This window comes from Burkholderia sp. M6-3 (assembly GCF_050858985.1).
Lineage (GTDB): Bacteria > Pseudomonadota > Gammaproteobacteria > Burkholderiales > Burkholderiaceae > Paraburkholderia > Paraburkholderia caledonica.
Window position 1 is genome coordinate 2,443,354 of sequence record NZ_CP110091.1, and the last position, 23,389, is coordinate 2,466,742.

The window sequence follows — 23,389 nt, forward strand, 5'->3', positions numbered from 1 at the left end:
AACTTATGATCTGGCATGTCAACACGCGAAGTATCACGTTCAGCGGACGCGCCCTTCCTGAAATAGTCGGCATTGCCAGCGCCCGCGAAGAGGTGCGCGAGCCAATGCTCACCGTGCGTAGTGTGCGCGGGCGTGAAGCGGTGGGAGAACTGTTTGAGTATGTGGTCGTCGCGGAAAGCCAAGCTGCTCTTCTGTTAAACCCGACTGATGCGACGCAGATCGATCTGACGCAGATTGTCGGCACTGACGGCACTGTTGCAATCGAAATTTCAGGCATTGGCACTTTTATAGCGGGCCAGCCGGGCGACATCGGGCGTTCGAACATCGGTGCCGATGTCCGTTACATCAACGGTGAAATCGTCTCGGCGCGCATTCAGTGTGTGGAAGATCGAGCGGCCGTTTATGAGTTCGTATTGCGGCCTTTCATGTGGCGGGCTACGCAGAATTCCGACTCTCGAATTTTTAGCGGCACTGTCGTGGATATTCTGCAAAAAGTGTTCGGGCGATATCTGGGATCGGTCGACTGGCGGATTGGCGGACCGTGGAACGGCATGCGTCGCTACCCGATGCGCGATATGGTGCGACAGACGTGGGAGTCGGACTGGACTTTCGCACTCCGACTCATGGAAGAGTGGGGTCTGGTGTTCTGGTTCGAACACGCGAAGGACCGGCATACTCTCGTCGTGTCCGACACGTCAGGCGGGTTCCACCGGCACGGCATTGCCTATGAGGCACTGCGTTTTCACACGGGTGGCCGGATTGACGAGGAACACATCAGCAGCCTGGCCGTAACGCATACCGTGACGGCGGGGAAGGCGTGCGTCAATGACCATGACTACATGCAGCCACGTCTGCGCGGGTCCAATGCGCCGAACCGGCACACATACGAAGCGGCTGGCGGCACAGCCGACCCGAACATCGAAATCTACGCGCCGGCCGAGTTCGCGCAGCCCGATACGTTCCCATCGTCCTACCCCCACGACGCGAGGGAGGAAGGCCAGTATCTGGCGCGCGTGAAGGTGGAAGCAGCGCGCTGCAAGGGATTGCGTGCGAAGGGCACGGGTCGTCTGCGGGGGCTGCAGCCGGGTCGCACATTCAGGCTTGTCAACTATCCGCAGGACAGCGCAAACCGCGAGTATCTGGTGCTCGCCTGCGAGCTGGATATAAGCGAAGTCGGCACGTCAACGAGCGCGTGGCGCACCTATGCGGTAAAGGCAGAGTTCGAACTCCACCCGGTTGGCGAGTATTACCGCCTGCCGCAACTGACACCGAAACCGCGCGTCGAGGGTTACGAGTATGCGGTGATCGTCGCGCCCCAAGACCGGGAGATGTGGATCGACAGCCGGAACCGCCTGCTAATACAGTTTGACTGGGACCGCGAGGCCCGGTTCGACGGCGCAACGTCGATTTGGGTCCGGGTCGTCACGCAATGGCAAGGGGGCGAACTCGGCGTTGTGACGCCGGGACGCGCCGGGCAGATGGTGGTGATTTCACACGTTCACGGCGACCCGGACCGGCCCGTTGTGGCGGGCTTCGTCGCTGACCGTTTCAATACGCCACCGTGGGAACTGCCCGCGAACGCTGCCTTAAGCGGCATACGAAGCAAGAGCCTTGACCACGGCGCGCAGTCGAACCATCTGGCGCTGGACGATACAGCGGGAAAACTTCAGGCTCAACTTGCGAGCGACCACGCCAAGTCGAGTCTTAGCCTGGGGCATATCACGCGGATCGACGGTAACAAGGGACGACAGGACGCGCGCGGCGAAGGCTTCGAATTGCGTAGTGATCGCTGGGGCGTTCTGCGCGCTTCGATGGGATTGCTATTCACTTCATGGGGGCGCTCGGGGGCAGCGGGCAAGGTCAAGGACATGGACGAGACACATGCCCGGCTGACCGAGGCGCGCAGCATCCACGAAGAACTTGCGCTGTCCGCACAGCAGCACGGCGCTCAGCACGCCACAGGTGCGCAACAGGACGTTGCGAAGGCGCTCAGCGATGCAAACGCCACGCTACGTGGCAGAGCATCGGACGGTGCTCATGACTTCCCCGAGTTCGGGCAGCCTGACATTGCAGTGTCCAGCGCGGCGAATCTGCATGCGGCGGCGCAGGACAACACGCATATCGTCAGCGGGAAACATACGGCATTGACGGCGGGCGGTAACGTCGCGATTGCCGCGCTTAAATCGCTGTTTGCTTCCGTGCGCGAAGCGATTGCATTTTATGCCGGCAAGTCGATAACAATGATCGCCGCGACCGGACGCATATACCTCGAAGCGCGTACCGATGGACTCCAGGCAATCGCGCGGGAGGACGTGACGGTGACCAGCCAGAACGGATGGCTGCGGCTGGCCGCGCTGAAGGGTATTGAAATCAACGCGGGCGGAACCCTGCTGCGGTTGACGCCGCAAGGCGTCACAGTTCACACGAACGGGCATTACCTCGTTCACGCAGCGAGCCACGCGACAGACGATCCGCAGGCTGCGCCGGTCACATTGCCAGCGACGCAGGAGAACCCGGGGCGGCTGGTTGCGCATCATGTTCTGGTTGAGGACGGCGGCGGGTTCATCCTCGGTGGCCAGCCATACCGGATCACGCTGGATGACGGTCAGGTGATCAAGGGCGTGACGAACGGGCGCGGCGAGATGCAGGTGGCGACGAGCAACGCTGTCTCGTTCGGCCTTGTGGAACTCATGTCGCAAAGCGAACCGGATAAGGTCATATCGGCGAGCACGACAACTGTGTGGCGCGATGACAGTCTGCCCACACCTGAAACGGTCGAGATGCCGGAAAAGCGCACGACGAAGGTGGGCGGCAAGTCAGCCGAAACGCCGGGAGAAGGACTGACGGGCGATGGCAAGCCGCCTGTGTTCGTTGGTTGTGATCCGATGAACTGGGGTTTGCGGACGTGTCACCTGCTCAGGAATGCAAAGGGCGCAGATACACCGCCAGCGGTCCAGTATCGGAGTGATATCGAGTATCCGGTTGCAAAGAGCTACACGGCCGCTGTGAAGGAAAGTCTTTGCAGAATCGAGTGGGCGAGTCTCGCGGGAAAACCGGACAATGAGCTAGCGGCGGCCATCCTGCCAGCGGTCCAGCCCCAGATCTGGAAGGCACTCCAAGCAGGTCCGTTCGGCATGCCAGATGGTATTGCAACGGACGGCGGCGCCATGCCCGCTATTGTGATTGTTTCCGCCGCGAACGCGCCCGAATATAACTTCCCCCTTGCTGCGCATGGGACTTTTACAGCCAAATACTGGACGCTCTGTCTGTCGAGATGGGATATTGATGACGTTATCTGGAGCGTTGCAGGCCATCCAGAAACTAACGCCCCGCTAATTGATTTCGCCGACACCATCTACCACGAAGCGCGGCACTGTCAGCAGCTGTTCTGGGAGATTTCATTGCTCAGCGCATTTCCCGACGACTACAGCGCATTCTCCGGTATGCAGAAGTGTTTCAAGCAACTCGCCGGCGACAGCATATTTGATCTGGCCTGCGCCACACCATTCCCGAATGACAGCCTCGCCCGAACCGGAATCCATGCGATGCTGATCTTCTATTACTACTGGGTGATTAGCCAGACGAAGGGAGTCGAATACTGGAAATTCATTCAGGCCGATCTGGTAAAGGTCGAGGCCGAAGTCTGCAAGGTGAGAAACGTCACACCCGAGCAAGCCCGAACAATGGCAGTCACGTATGCGAGTTATCTACATGAACAGGATGCATTCTTGTGCGGTGAAGTGGTTCAGTATTGCTGGACTGGCCGTTCTCAATTGCGTAACCCAGGCACATGCACAAGCGTCTATGCGCACGTTCTCCAGTCAATCGGAGCAAAGTGACATGAGTGGCGACATTACCCAATCCCAGGAACAGGCGCTCCTGCAACTGCTCGGAAAGGTCATGGAGATCATGCGGGATGACAGGCCGTTCAGTCCGGAGGACCCCGCCTTCGGCAAACTCAAATCGTCCTATTTCATAAAACCAGGAGAAGCTGGAATACATTACTCGTTTGCGATTAGTGCTTTTCCTGATGCAAAAGTAGATTTGTCGATGTGGACCGACCCACTCGACTATTCCGACGACAGGACGCGGGTGCAAGCGGTCCCCGCCTACTTTGAGCTATGGCTCCGCAACGCTCTCGCCAGAATCAGTCGCCGCGTGCTTGAGCAGCGCCTTGATCTTGCAAACTATTGGGCCGGCGGCGACGGGGTGAGGGAGGAAGGAAACGACTTAGGGGCCGGGCCCCCGCCCGACAACCTGCTGCACTCTTACCGCTATCGGGCGAATGCCGGTGCAAACGGACGCTTTCCCGTCAACGTCGAACTGTTTTTCCTGGACCCCAGGCCCAATGATCCCTCCGGGAAGGTGCGGCTTGATCGAATCACGATTCATCGCGTCTACCCCTATCTCACGCCCGCGATGCGCAAGAAAAAGCGCGAGGAACAGAACCAGAAAAAGCGGCATACCTACGGCTACATGGACCTGTGCACGGGCGCGACGTGCCCGGAATCTGGCATATGGGAAGGCTGGACAAAGGACGGTCCGACCGACGTGATGAAGGTCGAACGCGGGCAGAAGTTCGATGCTGTACGCACCGTGTCGCTGGAACAAGGGGGCTCATGTCCGATGGTTCGCGGCCAGTGGTACTGGCTATGCAATGTCAATGAGGAATCCGGCACCGTCTGGAAAGGCATTGCGCTGAAGGGATAAGCGAAGGCGCATGGTATTCCACGTATGCGAGTTATCTACATGAACAGGATGCATTCTTGTGTGGTGAAGTGGTCCAGTATTGCTGGACTGGCCGTTCTCAGTTGCGTAACCCAGGCACATGCACAAGCGCCTACGCCCACGTCATCCAGTCAATTGGAGCGCGCTGAAATGAGTGACGACATTACGCCGCCGCAGGAACGGGCGCTATACGCGCTGCTTGACAAGGTCATGGAGGTGATGCGCGACGACAGGCCGTTCAACCCGGGCGACCCTGCTTTCGGGACGCTCGAATCGTCCGAATACTTTGTCCCTGAAGGCGGGGGCAAAAAATACGCGTTCACGAAGGAAGCCTTTCCTGATGCGAGGGTGCGGCTGTCTACATCGCCAGATCCGCTCGACTACTCGGACGACAGGTTGAAAGTGCGAGTCGTGCCGGTTTCCTTTGAACTCTGGTTCCATAACGCTCTCGCCGGAATCAATCGCCGCGTGCTTGAACAGCGTCTTGATCTTGCAGGCTACTGGGTAGGCGGAGGGGTGAGGTATGAAGGAAACAGCCTGGGCGTTGGTCTACCGCCCGCTAAACTGCTGCACCCTTACCGCTACCGGGCTAATGATGGCGAGAACGGACGTTTTCCCGTAGACGTTGAACTGTTTTTCCTGGATCCCGCGCCCGACGATCCCTCCGGGAAGGTGCGGCTCGATCGAATCACAATAAGTCGTGACTACCCCTATCTCACGCCCGCGATGCGCAAGAAAAAGCGTGAGGAACAGAACCAGAAAAAGCGGCAGACCTACGGCTACATGGAGCTGTGCACGGGCGCGACGTACCCGGAATCCGGCACCGTCTGGAAAGGCATTGCGTTAAAAGGATAAAGCTCCGCCAGCCCTCTTACGCAGCAGATAATGCGCGACGCCCCATTCCTGTCCGTGCGCATAGCCGAACAGTTCCGCGACGGCCATATAGAACATGCGCCAGCGCTGGAATGCCAGGCCCGCATTGCCGCTTGCCGCGAGAAGCGGCAACACGCGCTCGCGCGCGGCGTCGAGAGAAGCCAGCCACTGATTGGCGGTCCGTTCGTAATGCGTGCCGTCGATCCACCACTGACGCGTCACGCAGAGATCGTCCTGAAAACGCAGCAACAGGTTTGCCGAAGGCATCGTGCCGCCGGTGAAGAAATGGCGCGACATCCAGTCGCTGCCGTCGCGCACGTCGAAAGAATATGCGAGCAGCCGGTGCGCGAAGATGTGAACGAAAAGCTGCCCATCGTCGCGCAGCCACCGTGCGATCTTCGCGAGCAGCAATCCATAATGCTTCATGTGCTCGAACATCTCGACGGAAACGACGCGGTCAAAGCCCGCGTCGCCCGGCGCGAACTCGAAGGTCGTGACGTCGCCCGTCACCACGCGCAAATTGGAAAGTCCGCGCTCGGTCGCGCGACGCTCGATAAACGCGCGCTGCCCATGCGAATTTGAAAGCCCGACGATCCGTGCATGCGGATACCGCTGTGCGAGCCACAGCGATAACGCGCCCCATCCGCACCCGAGGTCGAGAATGGACTGCCCGTCCTCGATACCTGCGCGCTGAGCGTACAGCGCCAGCATAGATTCTTCGGCTTCGGATAGCGTTTCATCGCCCTTTGGATAATAGCCGCAGGAGTACTTGAGACGCGGGCCCAGATGCGCCTCGAAGAACTCGCCAGGGATCTCGTAGTGCTGCACGTTGGCCGCCTGCGTTTCAATCGCGATCGGCTTTGCGCGCAGATCGTCGATGAGCAGTTCGAGCGCCTCGCCACGGCGCTCTCCGTCGTTCGCATGTTCATCGGCGAGCCGCCTCGCCATCAGCGCCCGCATGCCGGCGCGAATCGCAAAGTCCGGCAGCCAGCCGCGCTCGCACCAGCGAATCGTCCAGTTCGGGTCATAGGCGCTCGCGGCCGGTCTGCCGGATGCCGGTTCGACGCGTCGGGACGCAGGCGTGGGCGTGACGGTAAAGGTCATGATCTCAGTTCCTCTTCGAGTGTCGGTCGTCCGAATCCAGATCGGTTCCGCGTTGGCGGGCGCCCGCGCGCGGCGGCCACGGAATCAACGCGCTCGTCGTCGTCATGTATGCGCGGTAGCCGGTGCGGGTCTGGACGAGTCGCGCTTCGAGCATCGGCACACCCGATACCTTCATGAGCAGCCAGGCCATTGCGCAGGGCGGCACGAGCGTCGCCCAGCCCCACGGCAGGCTGATCGACCACGCCGCATAGGCACACCAATGCAGGCATTCGAAGAAGTAGTTCGGATGTCGCGAGTAGCGCCACCAGCCGACAGTGCAAACGCGGCCGCGATTGCCCGGATCGGCGACAAAGCGGCGCAGTTGACGGTCGGCGGCAGCCTCGCCTGCGAGCGCCGTCAAGCCGATTACTAGTGCTGCGACGATGAACCCGAACGAGGGTATCGCCTCGCTGTACGCAGGCACCAGGAATGCAATAGACAGCACCATCGAGATCACCGCTTGCAGCAGGAAGAACGCCAGCATGTTGCGCGGGGCGGCAGCGCCCCAGCGCTCGCGTAGCGCCGCGTAACGGGCATCTTCGGCGTGTCCGCTGTTACGGCGCCAAAGATGCACCGCGAGCCGAAGTCCCCACGCGCCTCCGCTGACTGCAACCGCGGCGCGATTCAGCGACGCGCCGGGCCCGGCCGCCGCGACAAAAACCGCGACACCGCCAAGCGTGCCTGCCCAGACCGGATCGATCATCCCCGCATTGCGCGTACGCAACTGAACGACCCAGACACCGACAAACGTTATGACGAGGCCCGCGAATGCGAGCGCAAGGGTGGCGGCAACTGGCATGCAGAATTCCGAAGCGACAAATAACGGAATCTACGGATGCCGCGGTCAAACGGATGCAACGCGCCGCTCTCTTCTTATCAGACGCCCGAGCGGACCTGACCCGTGGCAACGACCGGCCCGGTAGGCTGCCCCGTCTGCGACCCGCCCAGCGGTTCGAGCGAGACGGCCAGCACCGCGCGTGCGCTCAGTTGCGCAACGACGGCGTCGGCAAGCGTCATACGCGCCGGTGCATCAGCCGGAAACACACCGAGCGAGATGGGTTTGTCGCCTGGCGGAATGAGCCACAGTTCGGTTGCGCGGTCTGCGGCGAACGTCGGCTTGACGGCCGGCACCACGACCATCTCGCGACGCAGCAGATCGACCGTCGCTGTCCAGTGGGCGACGCCGTCCGGGCGCGCGATCGTCGCGACCATATAGCCCTGCACCGGGTTGACGGCGACGTTCGCGGGACGCGGCGCCTCGCGTAGCGAGACCAGGTTCACCGCGACGAGCGCGAGTGTCGCGAGGCTCGCTCCAATGCCGACGAAGCGCCACAGATCGAGGTTGTTCCACCAGCCCTGCCCGCGCGCGACGTCCGGGGCCGACGATCGCGCCGGCAGGAAGCCAAGATCGCGCTGGATACGAGTCCACACGCGCGCAGGCACGGCCACGGGGCGCAGATCTTCGGCAAGCGGTGTAAACCGGTTCTGCCAACGCGCAAGGGTCGAGGCAAGCACGGGGTCGGTGGCCACGGCATCTTCGAGCGCGCGGCGTTCGTCGGCGTCGAGGACGCCCAACGCATATTCTGCGCAGCGCAGTTCGGATTCGTTTTCTGCGGGCGTATTCATCGCTCGAGGCAGGTCTTGAGTTGCATCAGGCTGCGCCTGATCCAGCTTTTTAATGTGCCGAGCGGCACGCTCAGATGAGCAGCCAGCTCGCTATAGGTAATGCCGCTGAAGAACGCCTCGCGGACCGCGCCGCGCTGCTGCGGTCCAAGCTGCTCCATGCAGCGCTCGAGTCGCACGCGCTCTTCACTCGCCTCGGCAAGTGCAACCGGCGTGAGTCCTTCGTCGACGAGTTCTTCGGCGGACTCGTTATCGAGCGGTGTCTCGCGGTGCTGGCGCAAGCGGTCGATCGTGCGGTTGCGCGCCAACGTCACCAGCCACGTCATCGCGCCGCCGCGCGCGGGATCGAACACATCGGCGCGTCGCCAGGCGGCAGTGAAAACGTCCTGTAAGAGATCTTCGGCTTCGGCGCGGTCGTGTGTCATGCGCAAGATGACTGCAAACACCCGGCTCGACGCAAGGCGGTACAACTCGGCGAATGCGGCTTGATTGCCGTGCGCCGTGGCCTGCAGCAATCCGTTCAGGTGCGCCCGCCGCTGCGCGTCGATGCCGCGTCCATCCGGGTCTGCCTGCGCAGGCGAGACCGGTTCGTCGTTGTCTGCGCTATTCGACTTATCATTCATGCGCGGGTAGTGGCGTGCATCGCCCTCACGAATTAACCTCGCGCAATATAGCACCGACAGCCGCGCTCGCGGTGGACTGGCGGTTGGGCGGGCGGTTGGCCTGACATTTGGACTGCCAGTTAACGAAGGCCGCGTATCAAGCATGAAGGGACCTCCTGCTCTCGTGTCGTGAATCCTATCTACGGCTGAGCGGATCGGATGGACGCCTTGCATGACGCAAATCTCGACTTACCGCGTGCTTTTATCCAATTCGACTCACATGCTGCATCCGGTTTCGCTCGTCGTTCGTAACTCTGCCCGAGGACGCGCACTCCCCTTTAACTTCCAATAGCCACGCGCGTCCCATGATCGGGAGATGCGCACATGAGTCAGGCCAGGAGGACCGCCCCATTGACGCGAGGCTCACGCGTGGCGGTCATAGGTGCGGGTATTGCCGGCCTTGCGAGCGCCTATCTGCTCGCGCGCAACCATCGGGTGACGCTGTTCGAATCCGCAGGCTACCTTGGCGGTCACACCAATACCGTCGATGTCAGGCTCGATGGGCACAGTCATCCCGTCGACACCGGTTTTCTCGTCTTCAACGATCGCACCTATCCGAACCTGATCGCGCTGTTCGCGGAACTGGGCGTGAAGTCGCATGCGAGCGACATGAGCTTTTCGGTTTCGCTCGACAAGGGCCGCCTCGAATGGGCGGGCACCAATCTGAATACGCTATTCGCTCAGCGGCGCAACATGTTCTCACCGACCTTTATCGGCATGCTGCGCGATGTATTCCGCTTCAACGGCAGCGCGGAGCGCAACCTGCAAATCGCCACGGCAACACGCGTGTCGATGAGCGAACTGCTGACAATGGGCGGCTACGGCCATGCGTTCCAGCGTCACTATCTACTGCCGATGGCCGCGGCGATCTGGTCGAGCGCAACGGCCGACATACTCGCTTTTCCCGCCAGCACTTTCCTGCGCTTCTGTCTGAATCACGCGCTGCTTCAGGTGAACCGCAGACCGCAGTGGAAGTCGGTGATCGGTGGAGGCCGAAGTTACGTGCAGCGGATTGCCGCAACGCTCGATGACGTGCGGCTCAGAACCCCGGTGCGAGGCGTCCGGCGCGGCGACCAGGGCGTCGACATATTCACCGACGATGGCACGCAGCACTTCGACGCAGCGGTGCTTGCAACACACGCGCCGACCGCGCTGCACATGCTGGAAGACGCCGGTGCCGACGAGCGACGCGTGCTCGGCGCAATCGCTTACCGGCCCAACGTGGCGGTGTTGCACACGGACACGAGTCTCTTGCCACGACGTCAGCGCGTCTGGTCTGCGTGGAATTACCTGGGCAGCCGCTGCCACGACGGTACGCAGCCAGTGTGTGTGAGTTACCTCGTCAACCAGCTCCAGCGCTTGCCTTTCACGACGCCGCTCATCGTGACGCTCAACCCGCTGACCGCGCCTGCGCCAGGCACTGAATTACGGCGTTTTGTCTACGATCACCCGCTCCTCAATCTCGGCGCGATCGACGCGCAGCAACGTCTGCCGATGCTGCAAGGTCAGCGACGCACGTGGTTCGCCGGTGCATGGACCGGTTATGGATTCCACGAGGACGGTCTGAAATCCGCGCTGCGTGTGGCCGCCGATTTCGACTCGTCTCCCGCATGGGCAAAGCTGTGAAGCCCGGCACCGCGCATGGCAGTGCGAGCGCCGCCGCCATTCAGGAGCCATCCGCATGGCTGCTGAATGGCAAGATCATGCATGAGCGTCTGCGGCCGAAGCGTCATCGCTTCGTTTATCCGGCGTTCTATGTGCGCGTCGACCTCGATCGGCTCGACTCGCTCGGCAATGCGTGGTTCGGTGTCGATCGTCACCGGCCGCTCAGCTTGCGTCGCCGTGACCACGGTCCGTGCGACGGCAGCGATCTCGCGACATGGATGCGGGCGCAACTACGTGCCGCCGGCCTGCACGAAGCGGATGGCCGCATCTGGCTGCAAGCATTCCCGCGCGTATTCGGCTACGGATTCAACCCGATCGCCTTCTGGTTTTGCCACGACCGCGATGGAGGCCTGCGAGCGTTGCTCGCCGAGGTGCGCAACACGTTTGGCGAGCGCCACTGTTATTTGCTGCATGCGCCTGATCGCGAGGCGATCACCCGCTCCACCGTTCTGCGTTGCAAGAAGGTACTGCACGTATCGCCGTTTTGCCGTGTCGAGGGCGGCTACGTGTTTCGTGTCGGCGAGACACGCGGCAACACATCGATCTCCATCGATTACCACGACGCACAGGGACTCCTGATTCGCACGGCGCTGCACGGAGCACTCGTTCCGCTAACAGGTACAAGCGCGCTCAGCGCGCTCACGCGTCAGCCGTTCCTGTGCCTCGGCGTGGTGTTCCGCATTCATTGGCAGGCGCTGCGTCTGGCGATAAAGAAAGTGCCGTTCCATGGCAAGCGCCCTGTGCCTGATCCCGTCGCTGACAAGTCATCGACGCAGTCGTGACTGCGAAACCGTTTTGCACTGCACAGTCCATTTCGTCCTAGTGAGGAGTTTCATTCATGGCGCTTTCGAGAACCGTTTGCGGTGACGAGGCCACGCCGCCGTCGGCGCGCTTATTCCTGTCTTTGCTCGAACGGATTCAGGCCGGACATCTGGTCGTCGTTACACCCGATGGCCAGCAGCGCACCTTCGGCGATCCCCATGACTCGCCGCGCGCCCGGCTCGAGCTTCGCGATTGGCGGGCATGCGGCGCGATCCTGCGCAAAGGCGACATCGGGTTCGCGGACGCCTGGCGCGCGCTCTGGGTGGATACGCCCGACCTCGTCACGCTGCTGCGGATAGCGATCCGCAATCAGAATGCTTTGCAGCGCACTGTGTATGGCAACTGGCTTGCCCAACTCTGGTATGGACTCCGCCACCGGCTCAGGCGCAACACCCGCGCGGGTAGCCGGCGCAATATTCATGCACATTACGACCTCGGCAATGCGTTCTACGCGCGCTGGCTCGACCCGACATTCACCTACTCCAGTGCTCTATTCGACGGCCATTTCGAGCGGACGCTCGAAGCGGCGCAGCAGGCCAAATATCAGCGCATTGTCGATACGCTCGAATTGCGCGCCGGCATGCACGTGCTGGAAATCGGCTGCGGCTGGGGCGGGTTTGCGATGTTTGCAGCACGCCAGGGAATTCATGTTCATGGCGTGACAATCTCGTCGGCGCAACTGCAGTTCGCGAAACAGCGTGTAAGCGAGGCGGGTTTAAGCGAGCGCGTGCAACTCGAACTGCGCGACTACCGCACGCTGAGTGGCCAGTACGATGGCATTGTGTCGATCGAAATGTTCGAGGCGGTCGGCGAAAAATTCTGGCCCATGTACTTTCGCACTTTGCATGACTGTTTGCGGCCGGCGGCTCGCGCGCTGGTGCAAACCATCACGATCGGCGACGAGCACTTTGCCGCGTATCGCTCAAGCAGCGATTTCATCCGCGAGTTTGTTTTTCCGGGCGGAATGCTGCCCAGCCCGCAGCGTTTCATCGACGCGGCGCAGCGCTACCATTTCTCAGCGCGCGCATTGTTGTCATTCGGTCGCGACTATGCGGAGACTTTGCGCCGCTGGCGTTTTGCGTTCGAAGCGGAGGTCGACACGATCCGCACCTTGGGCTTCGACGAAGTTTTCATGCGCACATGGCGGCTGTATCTGGCCTACTGCGAAGCGGGTTTCGACGAGGGCCGCACCGACGTCATGCAGTTCGTGCTCAGCAAGGCGGGCTGACCGGGTGTGCTGAAAATGGCATCACCGGAACAAACGGCGGGCGGCGGCAGGTGAAAGCTGCGCACCCCACGTCTGAAGTTTCACAACCACCGCGCACAAACAAACGCGCCCGGTTTTCTTGCGTGCGCGACCGCTCACACAACCGCCCACCGGGTATGCTTACTGCTTCCTCGCGAGCACGGACCGCAAAACGTCACGGCTTGTCGCGCAACACAATGGAGAAAGCACATGCGCCTCGATGATGAAGTAGAAAGCGAGAACGTCGAAGACCGGCGAGGCGGCGGCATGCGGATGGGCGGCGGCATCGGCATTGGGACGATTGTGATCGCACTGGCCGCGTCGTACTTCTTCGGCATCAATCCGATGACGATTATCAACGGCGCGCAAGTGCTGCAAGGCAACGCGCCACAGCGCAGTGCGACGACAAACGCACCGCCCGCCGAAGATGCCGGCAGTCACTTCGTGCGCCGCGTGCTCGGCAACACCGAACGCACCTGGCAGCATATCTTTCGCACGCAGTTGAATCAGGACTATCCGGCGCCGAAGCTCGTGCTCTTCAGCGACGCCACGCCCACGGCATGCGGCACGGGACAGTCCGCGATGGGGCCGTTCTACTGTCCGCCCGACCGCACCGTTTATATCGACTTGTCGTTTTACCGCGAGCTGCGCGAGCGCTTCGGCGCGGGCGGCGACTTCGCGCAGGCGTATGTCATCGCGCACGAGGTCGGGCATCACATACAGAACGTGGTGGGTATCTCGGACAAGTACGAAGCGGCGCGTGCGCGCATGTCGCCGACGCGCGCCAATGCGCTGTCCGTGCGGCTCGAATTGCAGGCGGATTGTTTTGCCGGCGTGTGGGCAGCGGTCGCGCAGCAGTTGAATGCCAAGCTGATGGAACCGGGCGACTTCGAGCAGGGGCTGACCGCAGCAGGCGCGATCGGCGACGACCGGTTGCAGCGGCAATCGCAGGGACGCGTCGTGCCCGAGGCCTTTACGCACGGCACCAGCGAGCAGCGGCAGCGGTGGCTGCGACGCGGCCTCACGACAGGCGATGTCCGTCAGTGCGATACGTTCTCAGCGCAGTCGTTGTGATGTAGCTGTGATGTCGGGGTGGCGTCGCGTGTAGCGCGGTGAGTGGCTACATAAGCGGCTACAGTGTCAAGCCAGCAGCGCGCGCGCTTTGTCGCCGCGCGGCGTCAACACAGCGAGCACTGCGGCGACAATGAACAGCGCGGGCACATCGCCCGCCAGATGGCCGAGATGGCGCGCCCCGTCCATCTCGACGCCAAAAGACTGCACGGCCATGATTGCGCCGTGTACGACGCTCGACCATACCGTGAACCAGATCAGGCTCAGATGTTTGAGCGGATCGCGCGACGCCCTTAGCAGGAACACGCCGAGCGTCGCGTAGATGCCGACCATCATCAGCGGATAGTCGGAATGACCGCTATGCCATGCCCAACCGGACGGCCACAGGATCATGAGCGGCCCGAACGCGAACAGGGCGATCAGACCTACGACGATCAGGACGATACGCAAGGCGGCGAGTCGTTGAGCTTCGTTCATTGCGGGTCTCCGGAGTGCGGCGCGTGCATCGACCACGATACTCCGCGCGCGTGGTGAGCGCAGTGCCTCGCGCCTCGTAGATGGACGCGTTTGCACCGAGCTTCCTACCGCGTCCGGCGAGCGTCGCGCATTATCGAAATCCCTACAAACAAAAAACTAACATTACAGAATACTTTCATCTATAAAAGCAGGAGTGCGGCGAACAGCCTTGTCTTGCCGCATGCCCTCTGCCCGCCGGCGTTGCCGGCGGGCTTTTTTTGACTCATACGCATGAGTCGCCAAAACTCCTTCATTTACCTTTCATATCAGGAAAAGTCGCGTTACGAGACTAGTGTTTCTTTCGCTTGACTTACTTGATATATCACATACTGTATGGGTTCGACCAACGCTTTCACGACGTCTAAAGGTCGGTCGGGGTGCCACCTACCGCAATCAAAAGACAAGGCATGCCAAAGGAGACAGTGATGAAAACGGATCATCAGGAAGGAGCGTCGTCGTGGACAGCGTCACCGTGGGTGCAACTCGTATTCGGTGTGATCTGCATGGCGATGATCGCCAACATGCAGTACGGCTGGACCTTGTTCGTCAATCCGATCAACGAAAAATATCAATGGGGTCGCGCGGCGATTCAGGTCGCGTTCACCATCTTCGTTGTCACCGAAACATGGCTGGTGCCCGTTGAGGGTTATCTGGTCGACAAGTACGGGCCGCGTCCCGTTGTAGTCGGGGGCGGCCTGCTATGCGGAATTGCGTGGGTGCTGAACTCGATGGCGTCGTCGCTGCCCTTGCTCTACATCGCGGCGGCGATAGGCGGCGTCGGCGCGGGCGCGGTCTACGGCACTTGCGTGGGCAATGCGCTCAAGTGGTTTCCCAATCGTCGCGGCCTTGCAGCGGGGATCACGGCAGCCGGTTTCGGTGCGGGGTCCGCGGCCACCGTGATTCCGATCTCCAACATGATCAAGAGCAGCGGGTACGAAGCGACCTTCCTGTCGTTCGGCCTCGGCCAGGGCATCATCGTTGTCCTGCTCGGGCTCGCCTTGCTCGCGCCGCCGGCCAGTCTGCTCGCCACCGCAAAAAGCACGATCAAACGCGTGGTCTACAACGCCACGCCGCGCGAAGTGGTCAGCTCGCCGGTGTTCTGGGTCATGTACCTGATGTTCGTGATGATGGCTGCGGGCGGCCTGATGGCCACCGCGCAACTCGGACCGATCGCAAAGGACTTCGGCCTGCACGACTCTCCAGTTTCGTTACTCGGGTTGACATTGCCGGCGCTGACGTTCGCATTGACGATCGATCGTGTGCTGAACGGTTTGACGCGGCCGTTTTTCGGCTGGATTTCGGATCGCATCGGACGTGAAAATACGATGTTCATCGCATTCGCGATCGAAGCGGTCGGCATTCTGGCACTGTCGAAATACGGCCAGAGTCCGGTGGCGTTCGTCGTGCTGACCGGTATCGTGTTTTTTGCGTGGGGCGAGATCTACAGCCTGTTCCCCGCGACGTGCGGCGATACGTATGGACCGAAATTCGCGGCTACGAATGCGGGCCTGCTCTATACGGTAAAAGGCACGGCTGCGCTGCTCGTGCCGTTCACCAGCGTCATTACGGCGGCAACCGGCAGCTGGCATGCCGTCTTCATGCTTGCGTCCGGCATGGCGGCAGCCTCCGCGCTGCTCGCGCTCCTGGTGCTGAAGCCAATGCGCCGCGCGCATGCGGCGCGTCACGCGAGTCCGGCGAGCGAGAGCACCTATAGCGGCCCATTGATAAGCGAATCGGCGCGCGTCTCGGCCGACGGCGGTTGACCAGTCTTAATCGAATGGCTGCATCGCCGCATAGCGGCGACTGCGTGCCCGGGAATGCGGGAGTGCGATTTCCCGATCCGCTCGACCGAATAGTTGAACAGGAGCGGGAATAAATGACTGGCTGCAGGTGTTCACCGAAAGAGGCATGTTGTCGCCCGACGTTCGACGAACAGCGAAGCGCAACTTGTAGCCGCCTCTATCGTCGTTCCACATTACCGTGAGCCATCCATGAACGTATCCGAACGCCTCGCGCAGTTGGGGCTCCAGTTGCCGCCGCCGATCAACCCGCTCGGCTCCTATCGAACGGTATCCGTTTCAGGCAATCAGCTCTATGTGTCCGGTCTCGGCCCGTTCGAGGATGGCAAGCCGATGGTCGGCATCGTCGGCGGCGACATGTCGGTCGAAAGAGCACAGCACGCGGCACGTCTGACCATGCTGATGATCCTCGCCTGCGTCGATCAGGCGTGCGGGCTCGACAACGTAGACAGATGCAGCCGGCTGACTGTCTACGTGCGTGCTGAACAATCGTTCACGCAGCATCCCCAAGTGGCCAATGGCGCGAGTGATCTTCTGCTCACGTTGTTTGGTCAGAGCAAGCTTCCAGCGCGTAGCGCCCTTGGCGTGCACACGTTGCCAATGGGCATCCCCGTCGAGATCGACAGCATCTTCGAGTTGAAGGGCTGAACATGAGCCGGCACGCCCGAGAAACTACTCGCCATATCCCACGCCGTTGCGGCGCCTTAACTGCACCACATCGCGAAGCGGAGGCGCCCCGAACAGCCGGCTATATTCGCGGCTGAACTGCGAGGGGCTGTCATACCCGACCCTGACAGCCACCGACCCGACATCGCCCTTCTGTCCAAGCAGCAGTTTGCGGGCTTCGTGAAGCCGCAGTTGCTTCTGATACTGCAGCGGACTCAGCGTCGTGACGTTCTTGAAGTGATGATGGAACGACGACACGCTCATGTTCACCTCTTGCGCCAGCATCTCGACCCGCAAGATCTCGGTGTAGTGATTCTGGATCCACTCGATCGCGCGCGCGATCCGGTAGGTCTGACTCCCATTCACGGCAATGTGCCTGAGCCGCTTGCCCTGCTCGCTCGTCATCAACCGGTAGAGCAGTTCCTTTTCGATGAGCGGCGCGAGAACCGGAATGTCATCCGGAGTATCGAGCAATCGCACGAGTCGCAGCGCCGCGTCGAAAACCGGTGCCGACAGCGAGCCCACCGCGATGCCCTCGCCCGCCGACACGGCCCCCGGTTCCGGCAGACACAACTGCGTCGCCAGTTCCGCGATGGCCTGCGGATCGAGCGTGAGCTTCACGCACAAATAAGGCGCTTCGGACGACGCTCGCGTGACCTGCGATGTCATCGGCAGATCGACGGACGTCACGAGGCAATGCAGATGATCGTAGTCGTAAGCCTGCCCCGCGACCACGACCCGCTTGGCCCCTTGCGCCGCGAACACGAACGCGGAGTTCGTCACGCCGCAGCCGAGATCGGCGGGTGCCGAGTATCGGTAGAAAGCGAGCGAGGGAATTGCCGTCTGATGCGCGCCGTCGACTGGGGCGAACCGGCTGACGAGCGCGGCCAGCTCGCGGCGTGCCGCTTCGCGCGACGCCGAGGGATCCATCCCGGAAGAAACCAGATTCATGTGCATTGAACTCCGTTGACGGAAGCGAGCATACTCAACCGCTGCCGGACTGCCACCTCCGGCTTGCTGGATTTGCAGAATTGTTCAATATTTTTGCAGGATTGTGTAAGCAGAATGCCCCGCTGTCGTTCACACTGCCGCGTACACCCGGCGCCAAGTTCGGGCTTTCCCCACGGAGAGGTTCCATGTCCACATCCTTTGTCCTGAACGGCAAGAACGTCACGCTCGACGCCGATCCCACCACGCCGCTCCTCTGGGCAATTCGCGAGAACGCCGGCCTGCACGGCACCAAGTTCGGCTGCGGCATGGCGCAATGCGGCGCCTGCACGGTTCATCTCGAAGGCGAGGCCACGCGTTCGTGCGTGCTGCCGCTCGCCGCCGTCGCGGGCAAGCGCATCACGACCATCGAAGGTATCGAAAGCCGGCCTGCGAAGGCCATCCAGGCGGCATGGGTGAAGTTGCAGGTGCCGCAGTGCGGATACTGCCAGTCCGGACAGATCATGTCGGCCACAGCCTTGCTCGAACACAACGCCACGCCCACCGACGCGGACATCGACGCTGCGATGAACGGCAATCTGTGCCGCTGCGCAACTTACTCCCGCATACGCGCGGCCATCCACGAAGCCGCCGCTACCCTGAAGGCCTGACCATGACGACCGGATCTGATCTCACCGACGCAGTGCGCCCGTCGCGCCGGACCTTCCTCAAAGCAGCCGGCGCCGTGGCCGCCGTCGGCGCGAACATCGGCCTCACTATCGGCTTCGAGTGGGCCGGCATGGGCCGCCGCGCGGTCGCTGCCACGGCGCCCGACGCGACGTTTGCACCCAACGCCTTTCTGCGGGTCGCGCCGGACAACAGCGTGACCGTCATCGCGAAGCACGTCGAGATGGGCCAAGGCGCTTACACCGGTATCGCGACGATCGTCGCCGAAGAACTGGACGCGAACTGGCAGGACGTACGTGTCGAAAGCGCGCCCGCCGACGCCAAGCGCTATGCGAATCTGGCCTTCGGCACGATGCAGGGCACGGGCGGCAGCTCGGCAATGGCGAACTCGTGGATGCAACTGCGCGAAGCGGGAGCGACAGCGCGTGCAATGCTGGTCTCGGCCGCCGCCGCGCAATGGCAGGTGCCCGCAACGGAACTCGTGACGCGCGACGGCAGCGTGCATCACGCGGCCACGAACCGCAGCGCAACCTACGGCTCGCTCGCGTCGGCCGCTGCACGGCTGCCGGTGCCGCAAAAGGTCGCGCTCAAATCGCCGAAGGATTTCCGTTTGATCGGCCATCAGTTGCCGCGCGTCGACGTGCCGCCGAAAACCGACGGCACCGCGCAGTTCACGCTCGACGTCACGTTTCCCGGCATGCTGGTCGCGCTGCTGCAGCGTCCGCCGCTCTTCGGCGCGACGGTCAAGTCGTTCGATGCATCGGCGGCCAAGGCAGTGCCCGGCGTCGTGTCGGTCGTGCAGGTGCCGGGCGGTGTGGCGGTGGTCGCAAAGGGCTTCTGGGCGGCGAAACAGGGCCGCGATGCGCTGAAGGTCGAATGGGACGATTCGAAGGCGGAAAAGCGCAGCTCGGACGCCATCATGGCCGAATACCGGCGGCTCGCCGAGCAGCCGGGCGCATCCGCCCGCAAGGACGGCAACGCGGAGCAGGCGCTCTCGGGCGCGACGAAGAAAATCTCCGCATCGTACTCGTTCCCGTATCTCGCTCACGCGCCGATGGAACCGCTCGACGCCGTCGTCAAGCTCACGGCCAACAGCTGTGAGATCTGGGCCGGCGATCAGTTCCAGACCGTCGACCAGGCGAATGCCGCGCGCACGGCCGGGCTCGATCCGCAGCAGGTGAAAATTCACACGCTGTATGCGGGCGGCAGCTTCGGCCGGCGTGCGAATACGCGCTCGGACTATATCGTCGAGGCCGTGTCGATCGCTCGGGCGCTGGGCGCGAACGGCACGCCGGTCAAGCTGCAATGGACCCGCGAAGACGACATCCACGGCGGCCTGTATCGGCCCATGTATTTCCACAAGCTGGACGCAGGGCTGACAGCGGACGGCAAGCTCGTCGGCTGGCGGCACCGGATCGTCGGTCAGTCGATCCTCGGCGACACGCCGTTCGCGAGCGTCATGGTGAAAAACGGGATCGACGCGACCTCGGTCGAGGGCGCCGCCAACCTCGCCTACGCGATTCCGAACATCTCGGTCGAACTGACGACCACCCAGACCGGTGTGCCGGTGCTGTGGTGGCGCGTGGTCGGCAGCTCGCATACGGCATTTGCGGTCGAGGCGTTCATCGACGAAGCCGCGCACGCCGCAGGCAAGGACCCGTTCGCTTTCCGCCGCGATCTGCTCGCGCACGAACCGCGCATGCGTGCCGTGCTCGAACTCGCCGCGCAGAAAGCCGGCTGGGACCCTGCCAAACCGTTGCCCAAGGGCCGCGGGCGCGGCATCGCCGTCGCTGAAGCGTTCAAGACATTTGTTGCGCAAGTGGCCGAGGTTTCCGTCGATCAGGACGGTAATGTGAAAGTGGAGCGCGTTGTCTGTGCAGTGGATTGCGGCACGCCGATCAATCCGGACGTGATCGCGGCGCAGATGGAAGGCGGGATCGGTTTTGGCCTCGGCGCGGCGTTGCACAGCGCTATTACGTTGAAAGACGGCAAGGTCGAGCAGAACAATTTCGACTCTTATCAGGTGCTGCGAATCGCCGAAATGCCGAAGGTCGAGGTGCATATCGTGCAGTCGGGCGAAGCACCGACGGGCGTCGGCGAGCCCGGTGTCGCGCCGGTCGGGCCGGCGGTTGCCAACGCGATCTTTGCAGCCACGGGCAAACGGCTTTACGATTTGCCGTTCCCGGCCGCTGCGGGAAAAACCGTCTGACAGGCACTCGCGAGGCGACCGGTTTTTCGGCCGGAAGCCTCGCGGCCAGAGCACGACACCGTGACTAACATATTGAAAATAATTAAATAAACGTCCCAATGTGTCGATAACAGGTTCAGCCGCTTTTCCGTTGCGGTTGGACTTCACATGCAGAGCTCATACAACCCTTGGCTAGTGGCAATGTCGTTTGTCGTGGCGACGCTCGCGTCGTACACGGCACTCGATCTCACGGGCCGCATCTTCGTGCTGGCGTCGCCGCGGTTGCGGCACGTCTGGCGCATGGGCGGCGCGGCGGCACTCGGCGTCGGCATCTGGTCGATGCACTTCGTGGCCATGCTGGCATTTTCGCTGCCGATTCCGCTCGGCTACGATTTCGCGGACACGACCTATTCACTCGCACTGGCTATGGGCGCGTCGTATCTCGCGCTGTACCTCACCACTCAGGCTCGGATTACAGCCACGCGACTGCTGGCAGGCGGCGCCTTCATGGGCGCAGGCATCGCAGGCATGCACTACAGTGGTATGGCCGCTTTGCGCATGTCGCCCGCCATCGGCTACCGACCGGCGTGGTTCGCTGCTTCGCTCGCTGTTGCCGTGGGCGCTTCAACGGCCGCGCTGTGGATGGCGCGCGCGCTCAGTAACGACGACGCACGGCACGTACTGCGCAAGCGCTTCGGCGCGGCCCTCGTAATGGGCGTCGCGATCAGCGGCATGCATTACGCCGGCATGGCCGCCGCCGAGTTCGCGCCAGACGCGATCTGCGGCGCGGCGGCCGGCGTGAATGCCGCATGGCTCGCCACTTCGGTGATCCTGTTCACGTTCGCGATACTGATCGTCACGTTGTTGCTGTCGCGTTTCGATGCGCGCACGAGCTTCCTGGTCGGCGCGGTGTCGAAACTCAACGGGCAGATTCTGCGTCTCGCCACGCTCGACACGCTGACCGGACTGCCGAACCGCGCCACGCTCACCGATCGCATCGAGCGAGCGATTCATGCCTCGCGCCGGCAACGCTCGCTCTTCGCGATCCTCTTCATGGATCTGGACGGTTTCAAGACGATCAACGACTCGCTCGGCCACTCGGCCGGCGACCAGGTACTGTCCGCGTTCGCACAACGCCTGCTGGTGTGCGTGCGCGCCGGCGACACCGTCGCGCGCCTCGGCGGCGACGAATTCGTGGTGCTGTCGGAGAACATGGCTTCGCGCAACGACGCGGCCGCGCTCGCCGAAGGAGTGCTCGAGCGCATGCGGCGCGATACATGGGCCGACTCGCAACCGCTTCAGGTGATGCCGAGCATCGGCATTGCATTGTTTCCCGAGGACGGCGACACGGTCGACACGCTGCTCAAGCATGCGGACGCCGCGATGTACGAAGCGAAGCGCGCCGGCCGCAGCACCTACCGCTTCTTCGAACGGAGTATGAACGAAGCCGCGACCCGCACGCTGCAGATTCAGAACGCGTTGCGCGAGGCGTTGGCCGAGCGTCATTTCACGTTGCACTTCCAGCCCAAATTCGACGGCAAGAGCGAGTCGCTGGCCGGTGCTGAAGCACTGATCCGTTTGCACCATCCGCAACTCGGCACGGTTGCGCCGCTCGAATTCATTCCGATTGCAGAACGCTCCGGGCAGATCGTGCAGATCGGCTACTGGGTATTGCGCGAAGCCTGCCGGCAGATTCGCCGCTGGGCTGCGCAAGGCCTGCCGCCGGTCAAGGTCGCGATCAATCTGTCACCGCGCCAGCTATTGCAGGCGGATCTCGTGCCGACCATGCTCGATATCGTGAAGGCAGAGGGCGTCGGATGCGAACAGATCATGTTCGAGATCACGGAAACGGTGGCAATGCATGACGCGCCGCGAACCATCGACATGCTTCGGGAATTTCAGGCAAGCGGCTTCGAAATAGCAATCGACGATTTCGGCACCGGCTATTCCAGCCTCGCGTATCTGCAACGGTTTCGCGTGAAGCAACTGAAGATCGACCGCTTCTTCACCAACGGTCTCGATGCGCACGGCGCCGAAGGCAGCGCGATCGTCTCGGCGATCATCGCACTCGCGCATTCGCTCGAAATGGATGTGGTGGCCGAAGGCGTCGAAACCGAGTCGCAACTGCACATGCTCAAGGCGATGCGGTGCGACGAGATGCAAGGCTTCCTGCTCGGCAAGCCGCTGACGGCTGACGACTTCGGCGATTTGCTGCGGGGAACCGCGGCGACGGCGGAGGTCTGCTGATCGGCGCAACCGGGGCAACCAGCGCAGCGCCGGTTGCTTCCGTAGGTGCGATCAGATTCAGTCACGCGCGACGTCGGCTATCGATGTAAGCGGTACTGCCGCCTGAGCTGCGTCGTGCCGCGTGAGCTTGCCGTCCACCGTCGCGCCGCAATCCATGCGCAATTGCTGATAGTAGATGTTGCCCGTTACATGCGCATTGACCTGCAACTCGACGAAATGATCGGCAATCACGTCGCCGACTATCTTGCCGTTGATCATCACGTCGTAACCGTGCACGTTTCCTTCAATCGATCCCCGGTCGCTCAGCACGAGCAGCGTCTGGCCGCCGGGCTCGCCGCTGACGTTGCCCTTCACGTGACCGTCGAGGCGTAGTCCGTCGGTAAACTGAAGATCGCCCGCGATGCGCACGTCGTGCGCGATCAGTGTGGCGAGCTTCGTTTGCTGGATGCCCGCGGCTTTTTTCTTGCTGAACATAAGTACTCCGGAAATGTAGAGGTGTGTCGCGTGGATCATGTCGATGCCGCGT

At 62.1% G+C, this 23,389-nt stretch carries 19 protein-coding genes; 12 read left to right on the forward strand and 7 right to left on the reverse strand.

The window, feature by feature from the left end; translation table 11 throughout:
* Window positions 1–5 precede the first annotated feature (5 nt).
* The 3 genes from OH764_RS28480 to OH764_RS28490 all read left to right on the forward strand — a co-directional run bounded on the left by OH764_RS28480 (window position 6) and on the right by OH764_RS28490 (window position 5,583).
* Window positions 6–3,839, forward strand: coding sequence for a type VI secretion system Vgr family protein (locus tag OH764_RS28480; protein ID WP_498849430.1), 3,834 nt, complete (start codon window positions 6–8; stop codon window positions 3,837–3,839).
* Between the two features lies 1 nt (window position 3,840).
* Window positions 3,841–4,710, forward strand: coding sequence for a hypothetical protein (locus tag OH764_RS28485; RefSeq protein ID WP_498849431.1), 870 nt, complete (start codon window positions 3,841–3,843; stop codon window positions 4,708–4,710).
* A gap of 168 nt (window positions 4,711–4,878) precedes the next feature.
* Complete coding sequence (locus OH764_RS28490; RefSeq protein ID WP_498849432.1) at window positions 4,879–5,583, forward strand: hypothetical protein; 705 nt, start codon at window positions 4,879–4,881, stop codon at window positions 5,581–5,583.
* On the opposite strand, the gene OH764_RS28495 is transcribed toward OH764_RS28490, so the two are convergent.
* The 4 genes from OH764_RS28495 to OH764_RS28510 all read right to left on the reverse strand — a co-directional run bounded on the left by OH764_RS28495 (window position 5,572) and on the right by OH764_RS28510 (window position 8,990).
* On the reverse strand, window positions 5,572–6,705 hold the full coding sequence (locus OH764_RS28495; RefSeq protein ID WP_498849433.1) for an SAM-dependent methyltransferase: 1,134 nt from the start codon (window positions 6,703–6,705) through the stop codon (window positions 5,572–5,574). The two genes, OH764_RS28490 and OH764_RS28495, sit on opposite strands and share 12 nt — an antisense overlap.
* Window positions 6,706–6,709: 4 nt before the next feature.
* On the reverse strand, window positions 6,710–7,543 hold the full coding sequence (locus OH764_RS28500; RefSeq protein WP_498849434.1) for a DUF1295 domain-containing protein: 834 nt from the start codon (window positions 7,541–7,543) through the stop codon (window positions 6,710–6,712).
* A 77-nt stretch (window positions 7,544–7,620) separates the two neighbouring features.
* A complete protein-coding gene (locus OH764_RS28505) occupies window positions 7,621–8,370 on the reverse strand; it encodes an anti-sigma factor (RefSeq protein WP_498849435.1) in 750 nt (249 codons plus the stop codon).
* Window positions 8,367–8,990, reverse strand: coding sequence for a sigma-70 family RNA polymerase sigma factor (locus OH764_RS28510; RefSeq protein ID WP_498849436.1), 624 nt, complete (start codon window positions 8,988–8,990; stop codon window positions 8,367–8,369). Before OH764_RS28510 ends, OH764_RS28505 begins: the two co-directional genes overlap by 4 nt.
* 363 nt (window positions 8,991–9,353) lie before the next feature.
* Between OH764_RS28510 and OH764_RS28515 the strand changes: the two genes are divergently transcribed.
* The 4 genes from OH764_RS28515 to ypfJ all read left to right on the forward strand — a co-directional run bounded on the left by OH764_RS28515 (window position 9,354) and on the right by ypfJ (window position 13,836).
* A complete protein-coding gene (locus tag OH764_RS28515) occupies window positions 9,354–10,655 on the forward strand; it encodes an NAD(P)/FAD-dependent oxidoreductase (RefSeq protein ID WP_498849437.1) in 1,302 nt (433 codons plus the stop codon).
* Window positions 10,640–11,476: a DUF1365 domain-containing protein gene (locus OH764_RS28520; RefSeq protein ID WP_498849438.1), complete on the forward strand. Its 837-nt coding sequence runs from the start codon at window positions 10,640–10,642 to the stop codon at window positions 11,474–11,476. The genes OH764_RS28515 and OH764_RS28520 overlap by 16 nt, the downstream gene beginning before the upstream one ends.
* A 56-nt stretch (window positions 11,477–11,532) precedes the next feature.
* On the forward strand, window positions 11,533–12,744 hold the full coding sequence (locus OH764_RS28525; protein ID WP_498849439.1) for a class I SAM-dependent methyltransferase: 1,212 nt from the start codon (window positions 11,533–11,535) through the stop codon (window positions 12,742–12,744).
* Window positions 12,745–12,972: 228 nt separating this feature from the next.
* Complete coding sequence (gene ypfJ / locus OH764_RS28530; RefSeq protein ID WP_498849440.1) at window positions 12,973–13,836, forward strand: neutral zinc metallopeptidase; 864 nt, start codon at window positions 12,973–12,975, stop codon at window positions 13,834–13,836.
* Window positions 13,837–13,902: 66 nt separating this feature from the next.
* Here ypfJ and OH764_RS28535 read toward each other — a convergent pair whose 3' ends face one another.
* Window positions 13,903–14,310, reverse strand: a complete 408-nt coding sequence (locus OH764_RS28535) for a DUF6632 domain-containing protein (RefSeq protein WP_087753505.1) — start codon at window positions 14,308–14,310, stop codon at window positions 13,903–13,905.
* A 464-nt stretch (window positions 14,311–14,774) separates the two neighbouring features.
* On the opposite strand from OH764_RS28535, the gene oxlT reads away from it, so the two are divergent.
* On the forward strand, window positions 14,775–16,112 hold the full coding sequence (gene oxlT / locus OH764_RS28540; RefSeq protein ID WP_498849441.1) for an oxalate/formate MFS antiporter: 1,338 nt from the start codon (window positions 14,775–14,777) through the stop codon (window positions 16,110–16,112).
* 228 nt (window positions 16,113–16,340) lie between these two features.
* Window positions 16,341–16,796 carry a RidA family protein gene (locus OH764_RS28545; protein WP_498849442.1) on the forward strand — a complete coding sequence of 152 codons (456 nt, stop codon included), beginning with the start codon at window positions 16,341–16,343 and terminating at the stop codon, window positions 16,794–16,796.
* Window positions 16,797–16,820: 24 nt separating this feature from the next.
* Here OH764_RS28545 and OH764_RS28550 read toward each other — a convergent pair whose 3' ends face one another.
* Complete coding sequence (locus OH764_RS28550) at window positions 16,821–17,765, reverse strand: AraC family transcriptional regulator (protein ID WP_498849443.1); 945 nt, start codon at window positions 17,763–17,765, stop codon at window positions 16,821–16,823.
* Window positions 17,766–17,950: 185 nt separating this feature from the next.
* On the opposite strand from OH764_RS28550, the gene OH764_RS28555 reads away from it, so the two are divergent.
* From OH764_RS28555 to OH764_RS28565, 3 genes are all read left to right on the forward strand, one after another.
* Window positions 17,951–18,412: a (2Fe-2S)-binding protein gene (locus OH764_RS28555; RefSeq protein ID WP_020066501.1), complete on the forward strand. Its 462-nt coding sequence runs from the start codon at window positions 17,951–17,953 to the stop codon at window positions 18,410–18,412.
* Between the two features lie 2 nt (window positions 18,413–18,414).
* On the forward strand, window positions 18,415–20,637 hold the full coding sequence (locus OH764_RS28560) for a xanthine dehydrogenase family protein molybdopterin-binding subunit (protein ID WP_498849444.1): 2,223 nt from the start codon (window positions 18,415–18,417) through the stop codon (window positions 20,635–20,637).
* 147 nt (window positions 20,638–20,784) lie between these two features.
* Complete coding sequence (locus tag OH764_RS28565) at window positions 20,785–22,863, forward strand: putative bifunctional diguanylate cyclase/phosphodiesterase (RefSeq protein ID WP_498849445.1); 2,079 nt, start codon at window positions 20,785–20,787, stop codon at window positions 22,861–22,863.
* Between the two features lie 57 nt (window positions 22,864–22,920).
* Here OH764_RS28565 and OH764_RS28570 read toward each other — a convergent pair whose 3' ends face one another.
* On the reverse strand, window positions 22,921–23,337 hold the full coding sequence (locus OH764_RS28570) for a bactofilin family protein (RefSeq protein WP_498849446.1): 417 nt from the start codon (window positions 23,335–23,337) through the stop codon (window positions 22,921–22,923).
* Window positions 23,338–23,389: the final 52 nt, after the last annotated feature.